Origin of the sequence: Clostridium beijerinckii (assembly GCF_036699995.1) — a bacterium.
In the GTDB taxonomy this organism is placed as follows: Bacteria; Bacillota; Clostridia; order Clostridiales; family Clostridiaceae; genus Clostridium; species Clostridium helianthi.
On sequence record NZ_CP144906.1, the window covers coordinates 5,149,833 to 5,172,588 of the forward strand.

Here is a 22,756-nt window from a genome sequence, read left to right on the forward strand (position 1 = left end):
CCTTATATAAACTAAAATATTTAGCTTATTATTTTTTACAAAAACAATAAGTTTTTACACATTATTAATTATATCATAATATTTCGAAGAATTATTCGTGTTTTTCACTAAAACTTAATGATAATAGGAGGAGTTTGATCATCTTATCTACAAAACTACATTCTTCATCATATACCTCTTAGAAATATAATTTAAAATTTGCTATAAACTAAAACTCTTAATTGAATTAAAGTTCCTAAATAATAAAATTTACTGTATAATATAAGATCAACAAACAGTATATTATTAGTAATAACTTCAGATGTATAAAATTAAGCAGCATAGGATAATTTCACATATCTTATGCCGCTCAAAATTTATTGTACTAAAAATACACAAACACATCTAATTTTCCGCGATTTCTCGGAATGATATTATCCTTTATATTCTCACCATTTATAATCACCTTCATATTATTAGTATTTACTATATTCCTTCCTTGCTTGCTAATTCTACTTTCACAATTAATCTCCTCATTTTTATTTCTAATAACTTCACTATTGTTAACTTTATTTTTACTGTTATTCATTTGATTATTATTAACTTCATTAATATTTTCTTGATTTAATCTAGATACTTTTATAGTGTAATCTTCTCTTTCATTTGTAATCTTTATTTCAAATTCGTTCCAAGATTTTGGTATACAAGGATTTATAGCATATCCCTTGTCTTGAACCTTTCTAAGTCCCAAGATATTTTCAACGCCAACTCTGTACATCCATCCTGAAGCTCCTGTATACCAACTCCAGCCTCCTCTTCCTGCATGAGGCTCTTTTATATACACGTCCGCTGCCATTACATAAGGTTCTACTTTATATGTCATACACTCTAACTCTGTCTTTGCATGATTTATAGGATTTATCATATTAAAGTAGCTTACTGCTTTATCACCTAGCCCAAGTTTAGTTAAAGCAAGTATAACCCAAACCGCAGCATGAGTATATTGGCCTCCATTTTCTCTTACACCTGGCACATATCCTTTTATATAACCTGGTTCTAACTTAGAATTACTAAATGGTGGTGCAAGCAATAGGATCATTCCCTTATCTTTCTTTACAAGGTTATTATCCACGGCTTCCATTGCTTCAATGCTACGTTCCTTCTGTCCTGCGCCTGATATAATTGCCCAACTCTGAGCTAATGAGTCAATTCTACATTCTGGATTTTCTCTTGAGCCAAGAGGTGTACCATCATCAAAGTATGCTCTTCTATACCAGCCGCCATCCCAAGCGTTCTTCTCTAGGTTTTCTCGTATAAACTCTCTTCTTTCTTCAAAATGTTCTTTTGTTTTCTTATCGTTTTGTTTATCTGCAATTTGAATAAAGCTTTCTAATATTGAATATAGGAACCAGCCAAGCCATACGCTTTCTCCTTTTCCTTCGTTTCCAACAGTACTCATTCCATCGTTCCAGTCTCCACTACCCATTAAAGGAATATTATGAATACCAAACTTCAAGCTTTTTTCTATAGCTTTTAAACAATGTTCATATATAGTTCCTTCTTTTGATGATTGATTTACTATCGTATATCTTTCATCCTCACCTTCTCTTAAAGGTTCATCTTCTAAGTACGGAGCAGTAGCATTTAAAATATCGTAATCTCCTGTTGAATTAATATACTCAGCAGTTACATAAGGCAGCCATAATAAATCATCGCTAAATCTAGTTCTTATTCCCGAATTAACAACAGGATGCCACCAATGTTGAACATCACCTTCTACATACTGTCTTGAAGCACTTCTTAGTATTTGCGCCTTTGTTATTTCTGGACTTACAAAGCCAAGTGACATAGAATCTTGAAGCTGATCTCTGAATCCATAAGCACCACCACTTTGGTAAAATGCACTTCTACTTAAATATCTACAACTTAAAGTTTGATATAAAAGCCATCCATTCAAAAGATAATCTAATGACTTATCTGGTGTCTTAACTTGTATATTTCCTAGGAAATTGCTCCAATATTGTTTTACTTTATCTAATTCACTTTCTGCATTTCCAAAAATCTTGTATTTACTTATTAATTCATCTATTTTTTCTTTTTCATCTTGACCAAATAGGATTAGCAGCTCCTTTTTCTCACCTTTTCTTAACACAATGCTTGTTTGTGCTGCTAAACAAGGGTCATAGATCCCACCAGACCTATTACTTAACCTATTATGTTTTAGAGCCTCAGGGCTAAAGGTTTCTCCTCCAATACCTAAAAACTCTTTATTGTCTCCAGTGAAACTCAATTCTTTCCCACCTATAATGGTTAAGTAAGCATTTAACTTTCCAAAGTATTCACTGTATGGATTATGAGCACCTATAAATTTATTTTTGAATGTGAAATCTTCATTACTATTTTTAATGCTGCTTCCATTTACTATATCTACTGTTTCTTTATATTTTGATTCATCTCCACCTATATATGTTGAGATATATCTGGAACTATCATACTCATAAACACCCAAAACAAGTTTTGCATAGTAGAATAGTGAAATACTTCTATCCTCATTACTTAAGTTTTCTAGCGTAACCCTCTGAATTTTTAATCTTTCATTTTTAGGAGCAAAAATTTCTAATTTTCCTTTTATATTATATGCTGTATGTCTGTATTCAGAGTATCCAAAGCTATGTTTTATTAAGTAATCACCTGAATCTCTTACAGGTTTTGGTGTTATTGAAAAATACTCACCTGAGTCATTATCTTTAATATATAATGCTTCTCCTATAGGATCTCTAATATAGTCATTACTCCAAGGTGTTATTTTATTTTCTCTAGAATTTCCACACCAAGTATATCCTGATCCTACTTCTGATATATGAAATCCGAAGTCATCATTTGAAATAACATTAATCCACGGTGCTGGCGTATTTCTGTAATTAGATAGTTTTATTATATAACTATTATCTTTCTTGCAAAATCCACCATAACCATTAAAGAAATCTAAATCTCTTACATCAGGATCTTCATCCGCATTTTTACCATAATTATTAGAATCTTTTGATACATCCAAATCTAAATCAACTAAACTTGAAATTTCTGAATTATAAACTAACTCTCTTTCCTTCTTACTTTGATTAGATTTCTTATCTATTTCTAATTCATCAATATCATCTTGATCTTCTGGCTCATTAATATTCTTTATTAAATCATGAATATTAATTACTTCTTCATCATTATCATATACTTCATAAGGTATGTTTTCGCCATCTGTATCTTGGTTAGTATTTTCATTCTTATATTTATCCTTGAACCTTGAATTATTTCTTAAAGCTATACGTGAATCTAATCCCTCATCATCTAAGTCCATATATCTATTAAAATTCTTTTCATTATATGCATATGAACTTAACGGATTATTATTATCTACATATATTCTAGAAATTCCTATTAGTAAATTCTTGATTTCAACATCCATGGTTGCCTTATTGTGAATAAATATTCCACCTGCTTTATTAAGGTAATTACCTACATTGGATGACCTTATTACTTCCATTATATTTTTTTGAAGTGGTTCATCATAAGAAACTTCTTCATTATTATATATAATTAAATCTAGCTTAACTCCCTTAATTCTTAAGTAATTGTGGAATTTTACCATAGTATATACTAAATTTATGTCTTCTTCATTTTCTATAGATAGCATTATAATAGGTAAATCTCCTGAGATTCCATATGCCCATAAATCCTTTTGATGTCTTGAAATATTCCTAATATATTCTTCTCTATTTTTTCTAGTATTAGTTAGAAAGAAAATTGAGCTTGCAGCGCTTTGGAATATATTAGCTATGGCACTTCTTATTCCTAAAGTCTTTAGTTCAAGCTGTGCACTTATGCTATAATTTTTGAATACTCTTTCTAGTTTACTGTTGTCATTGTTATTTCTGCATATTTCAAGTATTTGCTCCTTTGATTCACATATTCCAGTTATATAATAAATTTCCTTCTTGGAGTTAGGCTCTAATCTAATTCTCGTTCTTATACTCATTATAGGATCTAAAACTGTTCCCACAGTATTATCTAAAGCTTTATCATTATCCATAGCTTTTGGATTCTTCAATTCTCTATTTCTTCCTATAAAGTTTATTCTTGAAGTTTCATATGAAATACTTCCTTCTAAGTCTCCATTAACAACCGCCTTATGGAAAATATATGGAATTTTTGCATTCTTAACTCTACCTCTTCTACTTCCTATAAGAACACTTTCCTTTTCATCATATTCTGTTTGAACAAATAAATTAGAGAATGTTGGGTGAACTACGTCAGCACTGAATGTAGCTAAAGTCACTTCCATGTAACTTGTTATTTCAATACTTCTTCCATTATCTCCTTTGTTATTTAAAGTTAATTTTCTAACTTCAAAGTTTTCTTCTGATGATATTGAAACTTCCATCGAAGTTTCAATGTTGCCATCTTTTCTACTAAACTTCGCTTTATCTAGATTAAACTCAACTGAATACTTATCTCCAGGATCCTTACAAGGCTCAAAGGTTGAACTCCAATATTCATTTGAATTTAAGTTCTTTATATAGAAGAACATTCCACTATCATCACTTGTAGAATTTCCCTTCCATCTATAGAGCATAGTATCATTCTTTTTTGAATATCCATTTCCGTTTACTGTTAACATAGATGAATATTCACCATTGCTTAATAGTAATACTTGTGGACTGTCCTGATTTACTTTTTCAAATACTCTTGGAATTAAAACCTCTCCCTCAAAATATCTATTCTTAACAGAAAAATCCTCATTTCTTTCAAAGACAACATTTTGTGGAATTTTCTCTTTTAGTAAAAGTTCTGTAGATTTTATCTCAGGAAGATCATGAAATCTATTTATCAAAATATCATTGCATAGAATATTATCTAAAGCCATAAGTGACATTCCTAAATGGTGTACCATATAAGTTGCAACTTTATTGACCTTCTGTGGATAACTTGAGTTATCATAATTACTATCATCGTCATTATTCATGTGAATCCTACTGATTTCATCATTCTTATCCACATTATTCACATTATCAACATGCTTATCATTCATATAACTTGTATTTTTATCCTGTGTATTATCCACTATTTTTTCGTAGTTATCCACATAATCCTCATACTTATCCACATTTTGTGTATAATTTTTTCCATTTGTTGAAATATTCTGCTCAAGAAGATCACTTTTAGAAAGTGTCATTATGTACTTATCTTTCCTAGCTTTAGTATAATCTAAAGCTTCTATGAAACCATATCTTCCTAATGCTCCTAACTTTTCAAGTTCTTTAAGATTCTTAATTCCAGAATCTTTATCAAAAGAAATAGCCATTAATGTTGAATATGGAGATATTACAAGATCATCTTCAAGTCCTCTTTTAAGACCAAGTCCAGGTACTCCAAATGCCTTGTATTGATAATTTTCCGCTGCATCAAATTCATAAAATGCAGATTCTGATATTCCCCAAGGAGCTTTCTTTTGCTTAGCAAAGCTTTTTTGTGCCTTTATGACAGACTTATAAGTTTGACTGAGTAAAGTCTTAGGATAATTCCTCATTATTAATGATGGCATAAAATACTCAAACATAGTTCCACTCCAAGATACTAGTGAATGAGTATGGAATGCATTAGTCATGGAACGTCCTAGCTTAAACCAATGAGAATAAGGCACATCATTTTTAGCTATCGCGACAAAAGATGCTATTCTTGACTCAGATGCAAGCAAATCATAATAGGAGTTTCCAAGAGAATTTTCCTCTACATTATATCCAATGGAGAATAGTCCTCTAGTTTTATCATACAGAAAAGTAAAATCCATTTCTTCTGTTATTTTATCAATATCTTGTATTATATTATCTATTTTATCTATATAATTTTTGAAATTATTTATCTTTTCTCTAAATTTGCCTCTGAAACTATCCCCATTTTTTCTTCTATAATTCTCGCATCTGTGGATTAATTCAACAATATCTGGTACTCCTTCGAAAAACTCCTTACTATATAACTTTTCTATACCTTCAAAAATAAAGCTATAATAGTTAATCTTTTTTCTAACCTCACCTATAAGCTTATCAATCCAGTATCTTGCTTCTTCACTCTCAATTTTTAATTCACCTATACTATTTTGTTCTTCATCACTTAAGTTGTTTTCATTATTCATATTATCTTTTTCTGACTTAAGTTTCTGCTTTAAGCTAATTATCTGATCTGTTTCCTTTAAATCTTGAATTTTAAATAAAATTTCATTTAATACCTTTATATATTCTCCAATGTTGATATGGGAAGAAAATTTAAGTTTCAGATTAGGAGCTTCATCTTCAATTATTTTATAAATATCATTTAAAGATGTAACTTCCTTTACCCTTATAACTTTATTATGCTTAAGTTCTTCCATAGCCCTCTTTAGCACCCACAAATTACCTAGTAGATTTCCACTATCAACTGTTGATACATATCTAGGCCATAAAGGTTCTTTTGTTTTGGTATCATACCAATTTAGATAATGCCCATTCACCTTTTGAAGAGTTTTCATACTATTTAATACGAGTTCTATTCTATCAACAAACTCTGCCATGGTTATATACCCTAGGTCATATGCAGCAATGCTCGAAGTAATTCCCATACCTATATTAGTTGGAGATGTTCTATGTGCAACTCCCTTAAACGGCTTCTCTTGATAGTTATCTGGCGCTAGGTAGTTGTTTTCTTCATTAACAAAATCCTCATAATAAGCATATATTCTTCTAGAAATTTTTCTTAAGTATGTTTTTTCTTCATTCCTTAAAGTATTCTTCTTGTGCTCTTGACGTTTAATGCTTATGCTATAAGCGAGGTAAGGACTAACTATCCACAATGCAGCAACCACTACACTATAGGTAACTACTCCTAATGAACTATAAAATGATAAGTATAGTACAAGGAGACCCATTATAGGAGCGATCCACATTCTCTTTAAATAATTAATAAAATTATTCCTTGAGTTTTTTTCTACAAGTTCTGCTGACTGCCATTCTAAAAGGTTTTTCTTAGAAATCATCACTCTATATAGTGTTACTATTATAGCGTCAAGCATCAAAAAAGCTTGATAAGGAATGAAACTTACTATCAGCACTATCTGCTCTAGCGTTTTAAATGCTCCCATTAATTTATTTTTAGGTGTTACAACAAAATCTGTTACTACAAATACTAATGGAGTTATTAAAGCTAAGAAGGCAAGAAGTGCAACCTGACTTCTTCCAAATAGCACAGTTAGAGATAATATAAGAGCAAGAAGTAAATTAGGTGCTAATAAACTTCTTCTTAGATTATCAAATATCTTCCACTTATATAATAAATTTATTTTATTTGAAAATAACCATCCTATTAGCTGCCAGTCACCTCTAACCCATCTATGCAATCTTTTGCAGCTAGATTCATAAAATGCTGGATATCCATCAATAAATTCCACATCACTTAATAATCCGCATCTTGCAATGCCACCCTCAAGCAAATCATGACTTAAGACTGTATCATCTTTTATAGAATTACTTAACACTTTATAAAATTCATCTATACATATTATTCCTTTACCAGTAAAGGACCCTTCTCCAAATAAATCTTGATAAGTGTCAGAATAAGCAACGGAATATCCATCAACTCCTTCTTCTCCTCCAAATACTTTTGAAAAATAAGTTTGATTCTTAGCTTCTAGGCTAATGCTCACCTTAGGCTGCATTATTCCATATCCTCTTGCGACTCTATTGCCTTTTATATGAGGAATATTAAGAATATGGCTCATAGCCCCTACAAGTTTAAAAGCACTTTCCCTAGGCATGAAAGTATCTTCATCTAATGTAATTAGATACTTAACTTGTTTTAGTTCTTGAATATCCGAGCTAAAAACATTATAAGTATGATTCTTACCACCTCTAATAAGAGCCATAAATTCCAGTAACTTTCCACGTTTTCTTTCTCTGCCCATGAATACATTTTGTTTTTTATTATAAATTCTCTTTCTACTAAAGAAAAAGAATCTATTTTCACTAACTCCTTGGTCGTTTTTAAAGTCATCGGAATATTTCTCATTTAAATCTCTAGCATATTGAACTCCTGATTTAATTATCTCAACATCTTCTTGAGCAGTCTCATGCTCAAAATCATGAAAATCACTTAGCAAAGCAAAATAAATATTCTTATCCTTATTTCCGCAATATGCTACTTCTAATTTTTTCATAAGTTCTTTAACTTTCTCTTTAGAATTTACTATAGCCGGTATTACAACTACAGTTTTATTTTCTTTAGGAATTCCTGAACTAAAATTTAATTTTGGGATTAATCTAATATCAACAACTTTACCCACAGTATAATTCGTAAGTCCAATTATTATTTCGTTAACTGGAATTAATATTATAAGGAACGAAATCACGTATTGTACTAAAGTGTATCTAACTCCTAATAAACTGCTTATTAATAAAATAAGAAAACTTATCAAAAGTGTTCCAAAAATATTGCATGCTACATAAGTATTCGCAGATATAGTTGTTTTTATATTATTTCCATATTTCTTTAGCTCGTTTATTCCCTCATCAATTAAGTAATATCCAATATGGCATTTATAATTTTCTTCTTTATTACTTTTACTATTTCTTGCAAGTTCTAAAATATTACTAGCTAAAGTAATTTCGTCTGCGTTTGATATTCTAGCCATCTTTTCGAGCTTATGCCTATAATAATCCTTAGATTCAAAATCCATGCTATTATAAATATTCGCCGGATCATTTTTAAGTATTTTTTCAACAAAAGAAGTTTCTTCAAAGAATCTTCTCCAGCTTATTCCTTCAATTTTTCTAATAAAGGTTATGTATTCTCCAATATTTCTTTCTAAAACTTCTTCTCTTAAATCACTTCTAATATTATTTTTATCTAAATCAGAATTCACTTTCCATTTAGATTCTACAAGATCATTTATTCTTTGATCTTCTATAGAATTATCTCTTAATACACTAAAAAATTCTCTTAAAAATAAAGGTCCAATATTTTTTCCAACATTAATATTTCCCATTTTTTCTTCAAATTTATTGTTGTTAATTGCATCTATTATCTTTTCAGCTATATCTCTTCCTCTTATGATTTCTTTTTGAATATCAACAAGTTCATTAGTATACTTAGATAAATTTATTATTATAGCTATTTTAAGCATTAATGGGAATGCCCACAATTCTCCTGTAGTGAAAATCTTCTCTTTATTATTAAAATTTCCGTTTTCAATATCGCCTTGAAGTCCGTTTATATATGATATAAGTTTATCACAATCAATCTCATTTCCATTATTTATATAGTCCTTTGCTACTACAAAAATGCGCGGAATAAGTTCCTTATTTTCATTATCTTCATTTGCATGGTTATCTTTATTTCTGTTGTAATTAACATTACCTATAGAAGATAGTCTCTTAAAATAATCTATGGGCATCTCAATCTTTATCGCTTTGTACTCTTTTTCTATTAAGTATATATTATCAAGAAGCCATTCAGATGCCCCAAGCACTTTATATCCGTTCTTAGATAATTTGCTAAAGTACCTAAAATTTTCATGGATGCAAGAAAATCCATCAGCTAACTCTTTTAAAACATTCTTTCTTACTCCATAAGAATTATTTCTCCTCAAGTAAAAAACTCCCTTCTTACTATTGGTATATTCAAAAAAATAATAAGTTAATATGATAGTCTATTTGCCTTTATACTTTATAAACACAACTTCCCAAAAGTACCATACTATGAGAAAATCATACTTTTTATCTAAAGATAAATACAACATTTTGCATTATCGATTATTATTTTCTTTCATATACCTAACATTAATAACAATTACCCAACGGAGATATTTTTACCAAAATTATAAAAAGTATTCTTATATTCATAATCTATAAAAAAATAGCCATCTAAAGTTGCCATGTAGACAACCTTAGAATGGCTATTTATTAACGTTCATTAGATATTAGCTGATGCTTTAAAATTAACAGGTTATTAAGAAATCTGCACTTTAATAGATGCTTAGACATTTCCCATTATTAATTACTATTAAGATCTATTATTTGAAAAACTCAGTAAATGCTTTTATTGTATATTCATTATCCTTTACAGTCGCTAATTCTCTTATTGAATGCATACTTAATAGTGGAGCACCCATATCTATTACTGGTATATTTAATTTTGATGCAGTAATAGGTCCAATAGTTGTTCCCCCTCTTAAATCCGATCTATTTACAAATACTTGGCATGGAACTTCAGCTTTTTCACAGATTCCTTTGAAGACAGCACTTGCATAACTATCAGTTGAATAACTTCCACCTGCTGCAATTTTAAGTACAGGTCCCTTTCCAAGCATAGGCTTATTTGTAGGATCACATTTTTCAACATAGTTTGGATGTATTGCATGAGCTAAGTCTGCTGAAATCATGATTGAATTGCTTAATGCTCTCTTGAAACTTTCTCTATCTTTTTCAAGACCTAAAGTTATTCTCTCTAAAATATTTTCTAAAATTGATGAATTTGCACCTTGAGATGTCAAGCTTCCTATTTCCTCATTATCTAAAGCTACTAATACCTTCGTTGCTTTAATTTCATTGCTGCTTATTAAAGCTTTTAATCCTGCAAATACCATCCATAAATCATCTAGTCTTCCACATGATATAAACTCATCATTTAATCCAATTAGCATACCTTCTGCATACTCATATAAAAACAAATCGAAATCTAATATATCGCTAGAATCTACCTTTAAAGTTTCTGCTATTAAATTAATTAAATAGTTATCCTTTTCTAACTTATCTTCAACTATTGTAAGCATTGGTAAAGTATCTTTTTGCTTATTATATTCATAACCTTCATTCACGCTTCTATTCATATGTATTGCTAAGTTAGGAATAATTAAAACTGGCTTATTTACATCCAATAATTCAACTCTTGGACTGAATGGATTTTCTCCCTTTAAAGTTACTCTTCCTGCTATGCTTAAAGGTCTATCAAACCAAGTACTTAGTATTGGACCTCCATATACTTCAGTATTTAATTTAACATAATGTCCTTCAACTTTCATTTCTGGATTTGGCTTTATTCTAAATCCAGGTGAATCAGTATGTGCTCCTATTAATCTGAACCCATCTTTTTCAATGTCACCATTTCCTATTTCAAAGGCAATTAATGCAGAGTTATTTTTTATAATATAGTGTTTACCACCTTTTTTTAACTCCCATTTATCTTCTTCTTTAATTTCTGTATAACCTTGCTTATCTAAGATATTTTTAATTTCATAAGTACTTTGAAAAGCCGTCTTACCCTTATTTATAAAATCTAATAATTCTTGCGCATTATTCATATAGTTATTATCTCTCCCTACATAAATTAAATTTTTCTCGTAAAACATTAAACAATATTAAATTCACTTTTAATATTATATACCTTTTTAGAAAATAATGCATATTTTATATGTGTGATTATCTAGAAAATTTTATATTAGATAATACCTACATAGTAAATGCCATAACTACTTTTTCATCTTTTCCAAGCGTCACATCTCCTGAACAAAGTTCAACTATTTCTTCATCATCGTCACTTAAATTTATCTCGTTAATATCATTTTTATTCCTAGACTTTCTTTTGCTCTTATTGTTCTTCTTCTGCACAGAAATTGGTATACTTGACTTTGCATTAGTTACATTACTTTCGCAGGAACCTTTTTGAGTTTCTAAGCTGATATTCATATTAGCATTGTTGTTGGTGCAAATATTATTACTAGCTATCACATCTGCATTTCTAGTATTATCTATACATTCTATGTTTTCATTGTTATCTTTATTATTAGTAGAATCTGTACTAGCATTTATAGTATCATTATTCTGAGTTCTTTCAGCACTTATAGTATTACTATTACTATTCTTTTTATTACTATTTGCAAAGCTTTCATTTTCTGTATTACCTTTATTCACAAATTCAGAATCCATCCTATTAGAATTTTCATTATATTTATTATAATTGTTAATATTATTATCATCATTATTTTTTTCATTTATCTCTTTATTAGCAATCATAATACTCTTATCTTCGATTTTAGCAGTTTTATTTCTAACAATATGATCAATACTTTTATATCCACTACTTTTTGAATCAACACCTATTAGATTTTCTCTATCTTTAATTTTAGACTCATCTCTTTTGTGACTAGAATCATTTTCTTTTACTACATTATTCTTGATTTCAGTATTCTTATTTATTTTAATATTTTGATGCTTAGCAAAGTTTTTTACTTTATAGATTTTATCTTCACTAAACTCAATCATTTCTAAATCAATTAAAACTTTCATAGCTAATTTTACTCGTTCAATATCTCTATTAAATTCTATAGCAAGGGTTTCCATTGTGTATGGAATATTTCTAGACAAAAATAATTCTCCTTCTAAGTTTACCTTCCCAGCTAAAACAATAAGTCTAATCCAAATATACTGAACAAGGTCCCTTTCATCCATTGTATCTATTATTTTAGATTTAGTATCATCATACATATCAACTCGTAATTTAACAGATTTTCTTTCTTTCATTTTTAACACACTCCCATTTAAATTAATCTTCTATATGGAATATATGTATAAAAATGAACAGTTACATAATTTCTCTAAATTTTTTATATTTTTTCTAGAAATCATTTTATACCATGAGTAAAATACATCTAAATTTTAATTTAGATCTAATACATAAAATACTTTGACACAGCAAAATGGTAGGTAATCGTGAGCCAAAAAATTCCTACGCATCTGCCTCGCAAAATATATATTTCTGACGTTTTCAGAAGTTATCTATAGATTTAACTTTTTATAATTTCTTTGCAAAAAACGAAAATGAACGCCAGAATTTATAACATCCAAGCGTTCATTAATGTATTGCTTATTTATGTGAATTATTTTATAAATCTAAATTACATATTATTTATCTATACTTAAAATACATACTAAAACTTATATAAGATTATTTTTAGCAAGTTCTTCACGTAATTTTTCTAGATTCTTGCCTTCCATTGGGAATAATGGCATTCTAAGTGGTCCTACATTATATCCCATAATTCCTAATGCAGTCTTTACTGGGATTGGGTTTACTTCTATAAATAACGTATTAATAAGATCTAAATATTTTGTTTGAAGCTTACAGCTTTCTTCTACTTTTCCTTCAAAATATAAACTACAAATTTCATGAGACTCTTTTGGCATAATATTTGAAAAGACTGAAATAACGCCTTTTCCCCCAAGTGATAAGATCGGAACTATTTGATCATCATTTCCAGAATATATATTAAGTTCATCTTTGCATAGCGCTTTTATCTTTGCAATCGCTGAAAGATCTCCACTAGCTTCTTTTGTTGCAACTATACGTGGATGCTTAGCTAATTCTGCATATGTTTCAGGTGTTATATTAACTCCTGTTCTTGATGGTACATTATATAGAATTATTGGGATATTAACTCTATCCGCAATATAATTGTAATGTTTTATTAATCCAGTTTGAGTAGTTTTATTGTAATATGGTGTTACTAATAAAAGTGCATCTGCACCAACACTTTCAGCGTATTTTGATAGTTGAACAGCATAAACTGTATCGTTAGATCCTGTGCCCGCAATAACTGGTACTCTCTTATTTACATATTCTACTGTAAATCTAATAACTTCTCTGTGTTCTTCATCAGTCATAGTTGAAGACTCACCTGTAGTTCCTGCAATTACAATTGCATCTGTACCATTCTCTATATTAAAATCAATTAATTTTTTTAATTCAGAGAAATTAATTCCATCTTCTGTAAAAGGTGTAACAATTGCAACTGCTGCACCAGTAAATATAATATCCTTCATAAAAATTGCCCCCTCGAATATTTTCTATATAAATTATAACACAGTAAAGTGCTACTATAAACTTAGAATATATTTAAATTATAGATTGTATATTTATTAGTGTTGAATTGCTTAATTTCTTGAAAAAATACTTGATTAACTAAAAATATTTAATATAATAGATATAATGTCTATTGGTAATTTTTTATGATTGGAGTGTATATTATGCTTTTTGAACTTATAGTTAATAAATTTATTAAAGATAATTCTAATGTTAAAGATGATAAAGTGAGAAATTCTTATGGTATGCTTGGAGGCATAATTGGTATAATCGTAAATATCATTTTATTTATAATAAAGCTTTCTGTTGGACTAATAGTTTCTAGTATAGCTATTATGGCTGATGCTTTTAATAACCTTTCTGATGCAGCATCCTCTTTAATTACTATTTTAGGTTTTAAACTTTCAAATAAGCCAGCTGACAGAGAACACCCATTTGGTCATGGACGAATAGAATATCTTTCAGCGCTAATTGTTGCGTTCATGGTAATGGTAGTTGGTCTACAATTTATAAAATCTTCATTTGAAAGAATAGTTAATCCATCACCAGTTATTTTTGAATTAGTTTCATTTATTTTACTTATAGTATCAATATTTTTTAAGATTTGGCTGTCTAGATTTAATAAATTTGTTGGTGAAAAAATTAATTCCTCTGCATTAAAAGCTTCTTCTGCAGATGCCTTAGGCGATGTATTTACTACCACTTGTGTTGCTATTTCATTTTTAGCTTCAAAATTCACTTCCTTTCCTATAGATGGATATATAGGAATGTTTGTTGCATTATTCATTGTTTATGCCGGTTTCAATTTAGTTAAAGATACTATAAATCCACTTTTGGGGGAAGCGCCAGATCCAGAACTTGTTGAATCCATAGAAAGAATGGTTTTGTCTTACGATAACATCCTCGGCTCACATGATTTAATAGTTCACAATTATGGCCCTGGTAAATGTATGGCATCCATTCATGCTGAAATTCCTGGAAATATTAACGTTGTAGATATTCACGAAGTGATTGATAAAGCTGAAAGAGAAATTTCAAAAGCACTTAAGATTTACTTAGTTATCCACATCGATCCTATCTGCATTATTGAAGGCGAAGTCAAAGAAGCTTATGATGAAATTTTATCCATAATTGAAAAATATGATTATATAGAGTCAATACATGATTTTAGAGTAGTCGGTGAAGGTGATATTAAGAACTTAATTTTTGACGTTGTTATTGAACCATCAAAAAAACTTTCTATAACTGATACTGAACTTATAAATATAATATCTGAAGGAGTAAAGAAATATCATCCTTCTTATAACTGTGTCATTACTATAGACAAACACTACACATAGAAATACAGCCGTTATTTCAAACCAAGAAACTTCTAGTTTGAAATAACGGCTGCACTTTTTTATAGCTGTTGGCCATTTAGGACATATTTTTATTCTTAAAATTATAAGCATAAATAAAGTTAAAACCCTATTTGAATTTTTCAATTTATTATTCCTTTTTGCCTTGTCCTATTTGCTGTCCTTCTCATTGTTAATTGGATAAATTTGTGATATTCTTTTATTATTAAGTGCTATTAAAAGGAGGATATAATTTTGAAATGTCCACATTGTTCAGAAGAACTAGGAATAAATAATGTATGTATAAATCCTATATGTTCTTACTTCGGTACTACCATTAAAAATAATGAAAAAACTAATATAGATAATATTGAAAATAACTTAGATAGTAGAGTTAATGCTGATATTAAAGTAGATCATGTTGAAAATAACTCCAAATCTAATGATAACTTTAATCAAAACAAAGTCCATCACAATAGAAATAACTATGATAATAATCAGAATGCAAACAGATTTAAAAATATATATTCTATTCCTTACAACAAAAGCAACAATATTTCTCGAGACGAATTAGCTATTTTTATTGGAAATAATAGCAATTTCTATATTAACCACCTCAATAAATATAACGACAAACATAAATTCTTATCTTGGAACTGGCCCTGTTTTTTCTTCGGTTACTATTGGTTATTATACAGAAAGCTTTATGTTCCAGGAGCTGCTTTGATAATCTTAACCTTAGTATCTTCAGCAATTTTTCCAAAAGGAATACACTTATTTTTGCTACTTCTCATAAGAATTACATTAGCTTTATATGCAAATTTTATTTATCTTAATAATTGTGAACGTAAGATTAAAAACTTCAAAATGAATGTTATCAATATCCAAAATCTCAGCAATACTCAATATATAAATAAATTACGTAAAAAAGGCGGAGTTAGTTTAGCCGTACCATTAATTGTATTAGCTCTCCATATCATGTTTATAGTAATTTCACTTGGCATGTTGCTTGCAACTAGGATTACACCACATAAATTTTCTTCTCCTTCGTACTACTTTTAGCTTATTAAACTAAAAGTTTAAATACTTTAAAGTTAATACAACCTGATACGTATAATTTTCAGATAATTTTAATAAATTTTTCGAAGTAACAATTCTTATAGTTTCGGTGAATTCCAACTCTTAATTAGGTATCTATATAGATAATACAATCATAAACTATACTTAGACTATGAAATATCCTCCAACTAGAAATGAGTAATATACTTTTGTGGAATGTTTCATTGGTAATTTTGATGGATGTGATTCTTTGGCTATAAGTTGTTCCAAATGAGCTAGTTCAAAAAGTGAGAATCAAAAAGTGATGCTCCAAATTTTACATTTGGTAAGCAGAACTTTCCCTGTGGGCATTTTATATTTCGTTCTTCGAACTTTCCCTGTGAGCGCTTGTTCTTTGAGGCTAGCACTTTGGGTGCAACTTTATAGCCTTAGAATCCCCCATCGGAATTACCCGGAAACTGGAACAAAAGTATATTATTCATTTCGGCGAGCTATACGCATAAGTATGGATTATAATTGGTTTATCTATATTAAAATTTTAGGCGTTCACCATAATAACTAATAAAAATAGTTGTTATGGTGAACGCCTTGTTGTATAGTTAATTATAAAACTTTAGATAAAAAGTCTATTGTACGTGGGTTCTTAGGATTCTTAAATACTTCCTCTGGAGTTCCAGATTCTAATATTTTTCCTTCATCCATAAACAATATTCTATCTCCAACTTCTCTTGCAAATCCCATTTCGTGTGTAACAACTACCATTGTCATACCTTCCTTTGCAAGATCTTTCATAACATTTAGAACTTCTCCAACCATTTCAGGGTCTAAAGCAGATGTTGGTTCATCGAATAACATAACATCTGGCTGCATAGCTAAAGCTCTAGCTATTGCAATTCTTTGCTTTTGTCCACCTGATAATGATGATGGGTAAGCATTTATTTTATCTATCAAACCAACCTTATTTAATAAGTTTTCTGCTATATTTTTAGCTTCATCTTTAGAGATTCCTTTTACTTTAATAGGAGCTAGGCATATATTTTCGCATACTGTTTTATGAGGAAATAAATTAAATTGTTGGAATACCATCCCCATTTTTTCTCTCATCTTATCTATATTAGTTGCCTTTGATGTTATATCCTTATCTTCAAAAGTGATTTGTCCAGATGTAGGAGTTTCCAATAAGTTAAGACATCTTAAAAATGTACTTTTTCCTGATCCAGAAGGTCCAATTACAACTACAACTTCACCTTTGCTGATATGCTCATCTATTCCTTTTAACACCTTATTTTTTCCAAAGCTTTTATGTAAATCTTTAACGTATATCACTTGCTTTCATCCTCCTTTCAACATAACCTAAACATCTTGTCAAAGTGAAAGTTAAAACAAAGTAAACTACTGCTGCTACAATTATTGGTTCTAATCCTAAAGCTGTATTTCCTCTTACAATACTTGCATTGTACATAAGTTCTGCAACACCTATAACAGAAACCATTGATGATTCTTTTATTACAGAAATAAATTCATTTCCAAGAGCAGGTAATATATTCTTAAATGCTTGTGGGATTATAACATGAACCATTGCTAATCCTTGATTCATTCCTAAGCTTCTAGCTGCTTCCATTTGACCTTTGTCCACTGCTTCGATTCCAGCTCTTATTATTTCAGATATATATGCTGCTGAGTTTAATGCTAAAGCTATTGATCCAACAGTCATATCAGGCATATCTATTCCTATAAGTTTAGGTAACCCTATATAGATTATATAGATTTGAACTAGAAGTGGAGTACCTCTTACAAATTCTACATAAGCTGTTGCTATATAACTTATTGGTTTAAATTTTGAACGCCTTAAAAGAGTTAATGCAAGACCTAAGATTGTACCAAATAGCACTGCAAAAAATGCTAATACAATAGTAATTTCTGCACCTTTTAAATAATATTCAGAGTATTTTCCTAAAAATGTAAAATTCAATATTTTCCCTCCTAGTTCTTTATCTGATGTCTACCCACTGTAATACTCTCACAATATATGAAACTCCTCTTCCTAAAGTCAGATGAGTAAGCGATTCACACTAAATCATAGATTTAGGTTCCCTGCTTAAGTGATAGATAACAGTGACACGACCCTATATAAGTTCAACTAATATCCAGCTAAGGACTCCCCCAATCTGAATCAAGTTTCACTTAATAATACACATATAATAAAATAATCACTAATTTTTAATTATAAGACATTATCCGATAATTTTCAACTGTTGTTAATTTCCAATATAAAAATAATTTTAAATATATATATTGCAAAAATAATCCTTCATCATAATTCTAAAAATATTACAAGAATTTTAACCGTAATTGTGAATTGTGAAATGTACATTGTGAATTGTAACATATATATCTAATACTCAAAAAAATAACAAGCTATGATGTAAATATATTTTGCATCCCACTATACTGGTATCTATTACCCCATAGTTTCTATATGCTAAAACTTTCATTACTTAGTACAAGGTAACACTTTTCAGATGAAACTCTCTTTATCACCTGATTTCAGTTAAACTCATACCCACAAGGGGTACAAAGTGATTTTAAATAATTTTCATGAAGGAATAAATCGCATTATCTAAATTCACCTTGTCAATAACAAAATATATACTACATCTCTAACTCGTTATTTTCTATAGTATTTCTTAGTGTCAAACAATATTAGTCTACTAATTTATTTACATCTACTACAAATTGGTTTATCTTATCTTCATCTTTTAATCTCTTTATTGTCTTATTAACTTGCTCTAATAAATCAGTTGAACCTTTTTTCATAGCTACAGCGGATCCGCCGTTTGGATCTGTAACCTCTAATTTATCTGCAATTGCGATACCTTCGTTCTTTTCAACATTTATTTTTGCAACTGGCTGTTCAGCTAAAACCGCATCAACTTTATTGTTCTTTAAATCTAACATTAAATCAGTAACTTTGTCCAATGACTTAATATTTGCTGCATCGAAGTTATCCTTTGCTATACCTTCTTGTATTGAGCCTTTTTGTACTCCGATTTTCTTTCCTTTTAAATCTTCAATTTTAGTTATTCCAGATTCATCACCTGATCTAAGTACAAATCTATGTGTTGCATTATAATATATGTCTGAGAAATCTGCATTTTGTTTTCTTTCGTCTGTTGGAGTCATACCTGCAAATACCATATCTATTTTATCTGATTGAAGTGCTACTAGCAATCCATCAAAAGCCATATCTTTTATTTCAAGTTCTACTCCTAAATCTTTTGCCATTTCTTTTGCAATTTCAATATCAAATCCAACTATTTGATCTTTTCCATCTATTTCTTTATGGAATTCATATGGTGGATAATCTGCACTTGTTCCTATTACAAGCTTACCTTTTGATTTTATTGCCTGTAATGCAGAAGCATTACTGCTTGTGTTTTCTTTGTTTCCTTTAGTGCTGTTTCCACAGCCTACCATACCTATTGCAATAACCGATGCTGCTGCAATAGCAACTAATTTTTTTACTATACCAACTTTCATTATTAATACCTCCAAAACTTTTCTCTACTAACGATAGCATAATTATACACACTTTTTTATATTTACTCAATAGAAATATGATAAAAAGTTTAATTATTATTCATTAAAATTAAATTTATCCTCATTACTTATTATATATTTAAATATGTATTTTATGTATTGGAAATAGTTATATTTATTAGTATTATAAGGCTTATAAGCTTGCTTTAAGCGTTTTTTAACCATTTTAAAATTATAAAAAAATTTTATTTAGTATTTCCATAATTTAAAATTCACAAAAAATTATGAAATTTTATTCTCATTAAATTTATATTATAATTTTTCACTTTGCATACTTTATGAAAAATTATTCACATAATAAAAGCGGCACCATCATAAATATCATATTATCGGTGCCGCCTACTTATTATTTAAAATTGCTATCTAGTTTAGTATATAAGTTCCAGATAGAATAACTCATTCTATATAAAATTATTTGCTTTATATAGCCTTATGGCTTAAGATAGTAAGCCCTGAAAGTTAGGTTTTTATAATATAATTATATTAAATACTTAACTGCAGATAACCTGTGCAACGCCCTGGTACACATTATATATTTAACTAACGGTTCGATCTCTTCACTTTCTACTATTATAACTCCATCAAATTCTAATCCTTTTGCCAAATAAGCTGGTAGAAGTACTTTTCCACCCTTATACATAATATCATCATTATCTAAACTTTGAATATTTATCTTTTCTTTAATAACATGAGAGAATTTATTCAATTCATTTTTATCCTTAAAAATTACTGCAATATTCTCGTATCCCTCTTCTTCATAATCTTCAATTAATGATATTATTGTATCAACAAATTCCTCATTATTAGAAACTTCTTCTTCAATGACAGCTTCTCCTTTTCTAACCAAAGGAACAATCTTATCTTTATCCAAGAATTTATTTGAATATTCCATTATCTCTTGAGTTGATCTGTAACTCTTATTTAGCTCATACTTTGTAATTTCCACATTAAGATCTTTAAATACATCATCAAGGTGAAGCATTGCAGGTTCTTCGCTAGTTGTTATTAATCTCTGATTTGAATCACCAACAATTGTATAGCTCTTACACCCTGTCATTTCTTTAATTATTTCAAATTGAATGAAACTATAATCTTGTGCTTCATCAATTACAATATGCTTTATCTCATTTTTTACTTTTATCCCTTTTAACTTAATCATTAAATACAGTATTCCAGATAAATCCATATAACTTAGTCTTTCTTTATTTTCATTTAAAGCTTCTTTATTAAGATTATCTAATTCATTAATATAGTCTTTATCATTATCTAAATTAATAATTCTCTTATAAATATCTATTACTGGTTCGTACTTAATCCAAGTATCTAGTTCATCACGAGATTTCATAACCGCTCTTACAATTTCTCTTATCTTAATTCTTTTTAAATATTCTAGATTATTTTTTTCTATTTCAAGTTCCTTCTCTGATAAGCTGCTAATTTTTTCTTTAAACTCAGCATTTATCTTATAAACTTCTTCATCTCTCTTATCTTTTATTTTAGATATTAGTATTCTTTTTATTTTCTCACTTCTTCTAAACAAAGGCATATCCTTATAATAATTTGTAAACAGCTCCTCTATCTCTTTAGTTGTAACAATCTCTTCTTTCATAAATCGAATTGGTTGTATCTTAAAATATTCCTTATTTAAAATTTCTAAATTAGAATTTAATAAATCAACAAATGCCTTGGAACTCTTATATCTATATTCTTCTAAAGTATCTTCTTTTCCATTCATAGCATCTTCAATATAGCTACCGAAGCTCTTTATATTTTCATATTTTAAATTAATTTCTTTCTTCGCAAAATTTTCAAAGGTTGTTTGCTTAATATTACTTTCTCCAAGTGAAGGCAATACTTGAGCTATATAATCCATAAAAACATCATTAGGTCCAAAGATTAGTACCTTATCTCCAAATTGTTTTCTAAAATTGTATAGTAAGTATGATATTCTATGAAGTGCGATAGTTGTCTTTCCAGAACCAGCAACCCCATTTACAACGACTATTTTATTTCTATCCTCTCTTATGATCTCATCTTGTTCCTTTTGAATAGTCATTACTATATCTTTCAATTTATCTGATGAATTATCTGTTAGAACCATTTGTAGTATTTCATCTTTAACATCTATTGCTGAATCAAATACTCCCTTTAACTGGCCTTTCTTAATTACAAGTTGCTTTCTCGATAATATGTCTACTTCTACTTCTCCTGAAGGTGGATTATAACTTGATTTACCAAGAGTTCCTTTATAAAAAAGTGATGCAATAGGTGCTCTCCAATCAACAATTAATGGTTCAAAACTATTTTCTAGCGTCAATCCATATCTACCCACATACATATCTTCTGGAATGTCTTCTCCTTCTTTAAATGAAACCTTTCCGAAATAAGGTATTTCCTTAAGCTTTGTAAATTCCATAAGCCTTTTGTCAATTGTTCTATAAGCTTCTTCCTTTACATAATTTTCGTGATCAAAATAATCTATAATCTGGTCTTCATCATCTTTATATTCCTCAACGTATTTTTTTCTAGCCTCAAGGATATAGTTTGTGACATTCTTTCTTTTTTCTAAATACTTTAAAATTTCTTTATTTAGAATTTCTAAGATTTCACTTAACTTTTCCTCTTCTCTTATAAAATCTACTTGTTTGCTCAATATTGTGACCCCCTTAGATCAATAGGCAGTTAATTCATCACCTTGAATTATTATATAAGGCGATTAACTACCAATAACTAATCTTTTATTTCTTCCTGTGAAATATTATTATACCCTTATGCCAATATTTTCACACAAATTCCATGAATTTTGTATTGTTAATTATACATTTAAACTATAAAATGCACAATGT

The 22,756-nt window shown here is 29.1% G+C and carries 10 protein-coding genes; 2 read left to right on the forward strand and 8 right to left on the reverse strand.

Annotated elements, in window-relative coordinates:
* Positions 1-364 precede the first annotated feature (364 nt).
* From PZA12_RS23180 to dapA, 4 genes are all read right to left on the reverse strand, one after another.
* Positions 365-9,646: a GH36-type glycosyl hydrolase domain-containing protein gene (locus PZA12_RS23180; protein WP_103698804.1), complete on the reverse strand. Its 9,282-nt coding sequence runs from the start codon at positions 9,644-9,646 to the stop codon at positions 365-367.
* A 423-nt stretch (positions 9,647-10,069) separates the two neighbouring features.
* Entirely contained in the window at positions 10,070-11,356 is a 1,287-nt protein-coding gene (locus PZA12_RS23185; protein ID WP_103698803.1) for a M18 family aminopeptidase, read from the reverse strand.
* A gap of 148 nt (positions 11,357-11,504) precedes the next feature.
* The gene (locus PZA12_RS23190; protein ID WP_206490861.1) at positions 11,505-12,575 is read right to left on the reverse strand and encodes a phage replisome organizer N-terminal domain-containing protein; all 1,071 of its coding nucleotides are present in this window, start codon (positions 12,573-12,575) and stop codon (positions 11,505-11,507) included.
* A 414-nt stretch (positions 12,576-12,989) separates the two neighbouring features.
* Positions 12,990-13,874, reverse strand: coding sequence for a 4-hydroxy-tetrahydrodipicolinate synthase (gene dapA / locus PZA12_RS23195; RefSeq protein ID WP_103698802.1), 885 nt, complete (start codon positions 13,872-13,874; stop codon positions 12,990-12,992).
* Positions 13,875-14,078: 204 nt separating this feature from the next.
* On the opposite strand from dapA, the gene PZA12_RS23200 reads away from it, so the two are divergent.
* Together PZA12_RS23200 and PZA12_RS23205 are read left to right on the forward strand one after the other, a co-directional pair.
* On the forward strand, positions 14,079-15,254 hold the full coding sequence (locus PZA12_RS23200) for a cation diffusion facilitator family transporter (protein ID WP_103698801.1): 1,176 nt from the start codon (positions 14,079-14,081) through the stop codon (positions 15,252-15,254).
* Positions 15,255-15,506: 252 nt separating this feature from the next.
* A complete protein-coding gene (locus PZA12_RS23205; RefSeq protein WP_103698800.1) occupies positions 15,507-16,313 on the forward strand; it encodes a DUF2628 domain-containing protein in 807 nt (268 codons plus the stop codon).
* Positions 16,314-16,913: 600 nt separating this feature from the next.
* On the opposite strand, the gene PZA12_RS23210 is transcribed toward PZA12_RS23205, so the two are convergent.
* The 4 genes from PZA12_RS23210 to helD all read right to left on the reverse strand — a co-directional run bounded on the left by PZA12_RS23210 (position 16,914) and on the right by helD (position 22,563).
* Positions 16,914-17,636 (reverse strand): amino acid ABC transporter ATP-binding protein, encoded by a 723-nt coding sequence (locus PZA12_RS23210; RefSeq protein WP_012060932.1) that lies wholly within the window; start codon positions 17,634-17,636, stop codon positions 16,914-16,916.
* Complete coding sequence (locus PZA12_RS23215) at positions 17,623-18,282, reverse strand: amino acid ABC transporter permease (protein ID WP_077840295.1); 660 nt, start codon at positions 18,280-18,282, stop codon at positions 17,623-17,625. The genes PZA12_RS23210 and PZA12_RS23215 overlap by 14 nt, the downstream gene beginning before the upstream one ends.
* Positions 18,283-19,013: 731 nt before the next feature.
* A complete protein-coding gene (locus tag PZA12_RS23220; RefSeq protein ID WP_103698799.1) occupies positions 19,014-19,850 on the reverse strand; it encodes an ABC transporter substrate-binding protein in 837 nt (278 codons plus the stop codon).
* Positions 19,851-20,388: 538 nt separating this feature from the next.
* Complete coding sequence (gene helD / locus PZA12_RS23225) at positions 20,389-22,563, reverse strand: RNA polymerase recycling motor HelD (RefSeq protein ID WP_077853720.1); 2,175 nt, start codon at positions 22,561-22,563, stop codon at positions 20,389-20,391.
* Between the last annotated feature and the right edge of the window lie 193 nt (positions 22,564-22,756).

Coding starts and splice junctions, on each gene's coding strand:
- PZA12_RS23185 (WP_103698803.1), bottom strand. CDS start 11,356: ATGAATAATGCGCAAGAATTATTAGATTTTATAAATAAGGGTAAGACG.
- PZA12_RS23190 (WP_206490861.1), bottom strand. CDS start 12,575: ATGAAAGAAAGAAAATCTGTTAAATTACGAGTTGATATGTATGATGAT.
- dapA (WP_103698802.1), bottom strand. CDS start 13,874: ATGAAGGATATTATATTTACTGGTGCAGCAGTTGCAATTGTTACACCT.
- PZA12_RS23200 (WP_103698801.1), top strand. CDS start 14,079: ATGCTTTTTGAACTTATAGTTAATAAATTTATTAAAGATAATTCTAAT.
- PZA12_RS23220 (WP_103698799.1), bottom strand. CDS start 19,850: ATGAAAGTTGGTATAGTAAAAAAATTAGTTGCTATTGCAGCAGCATCG.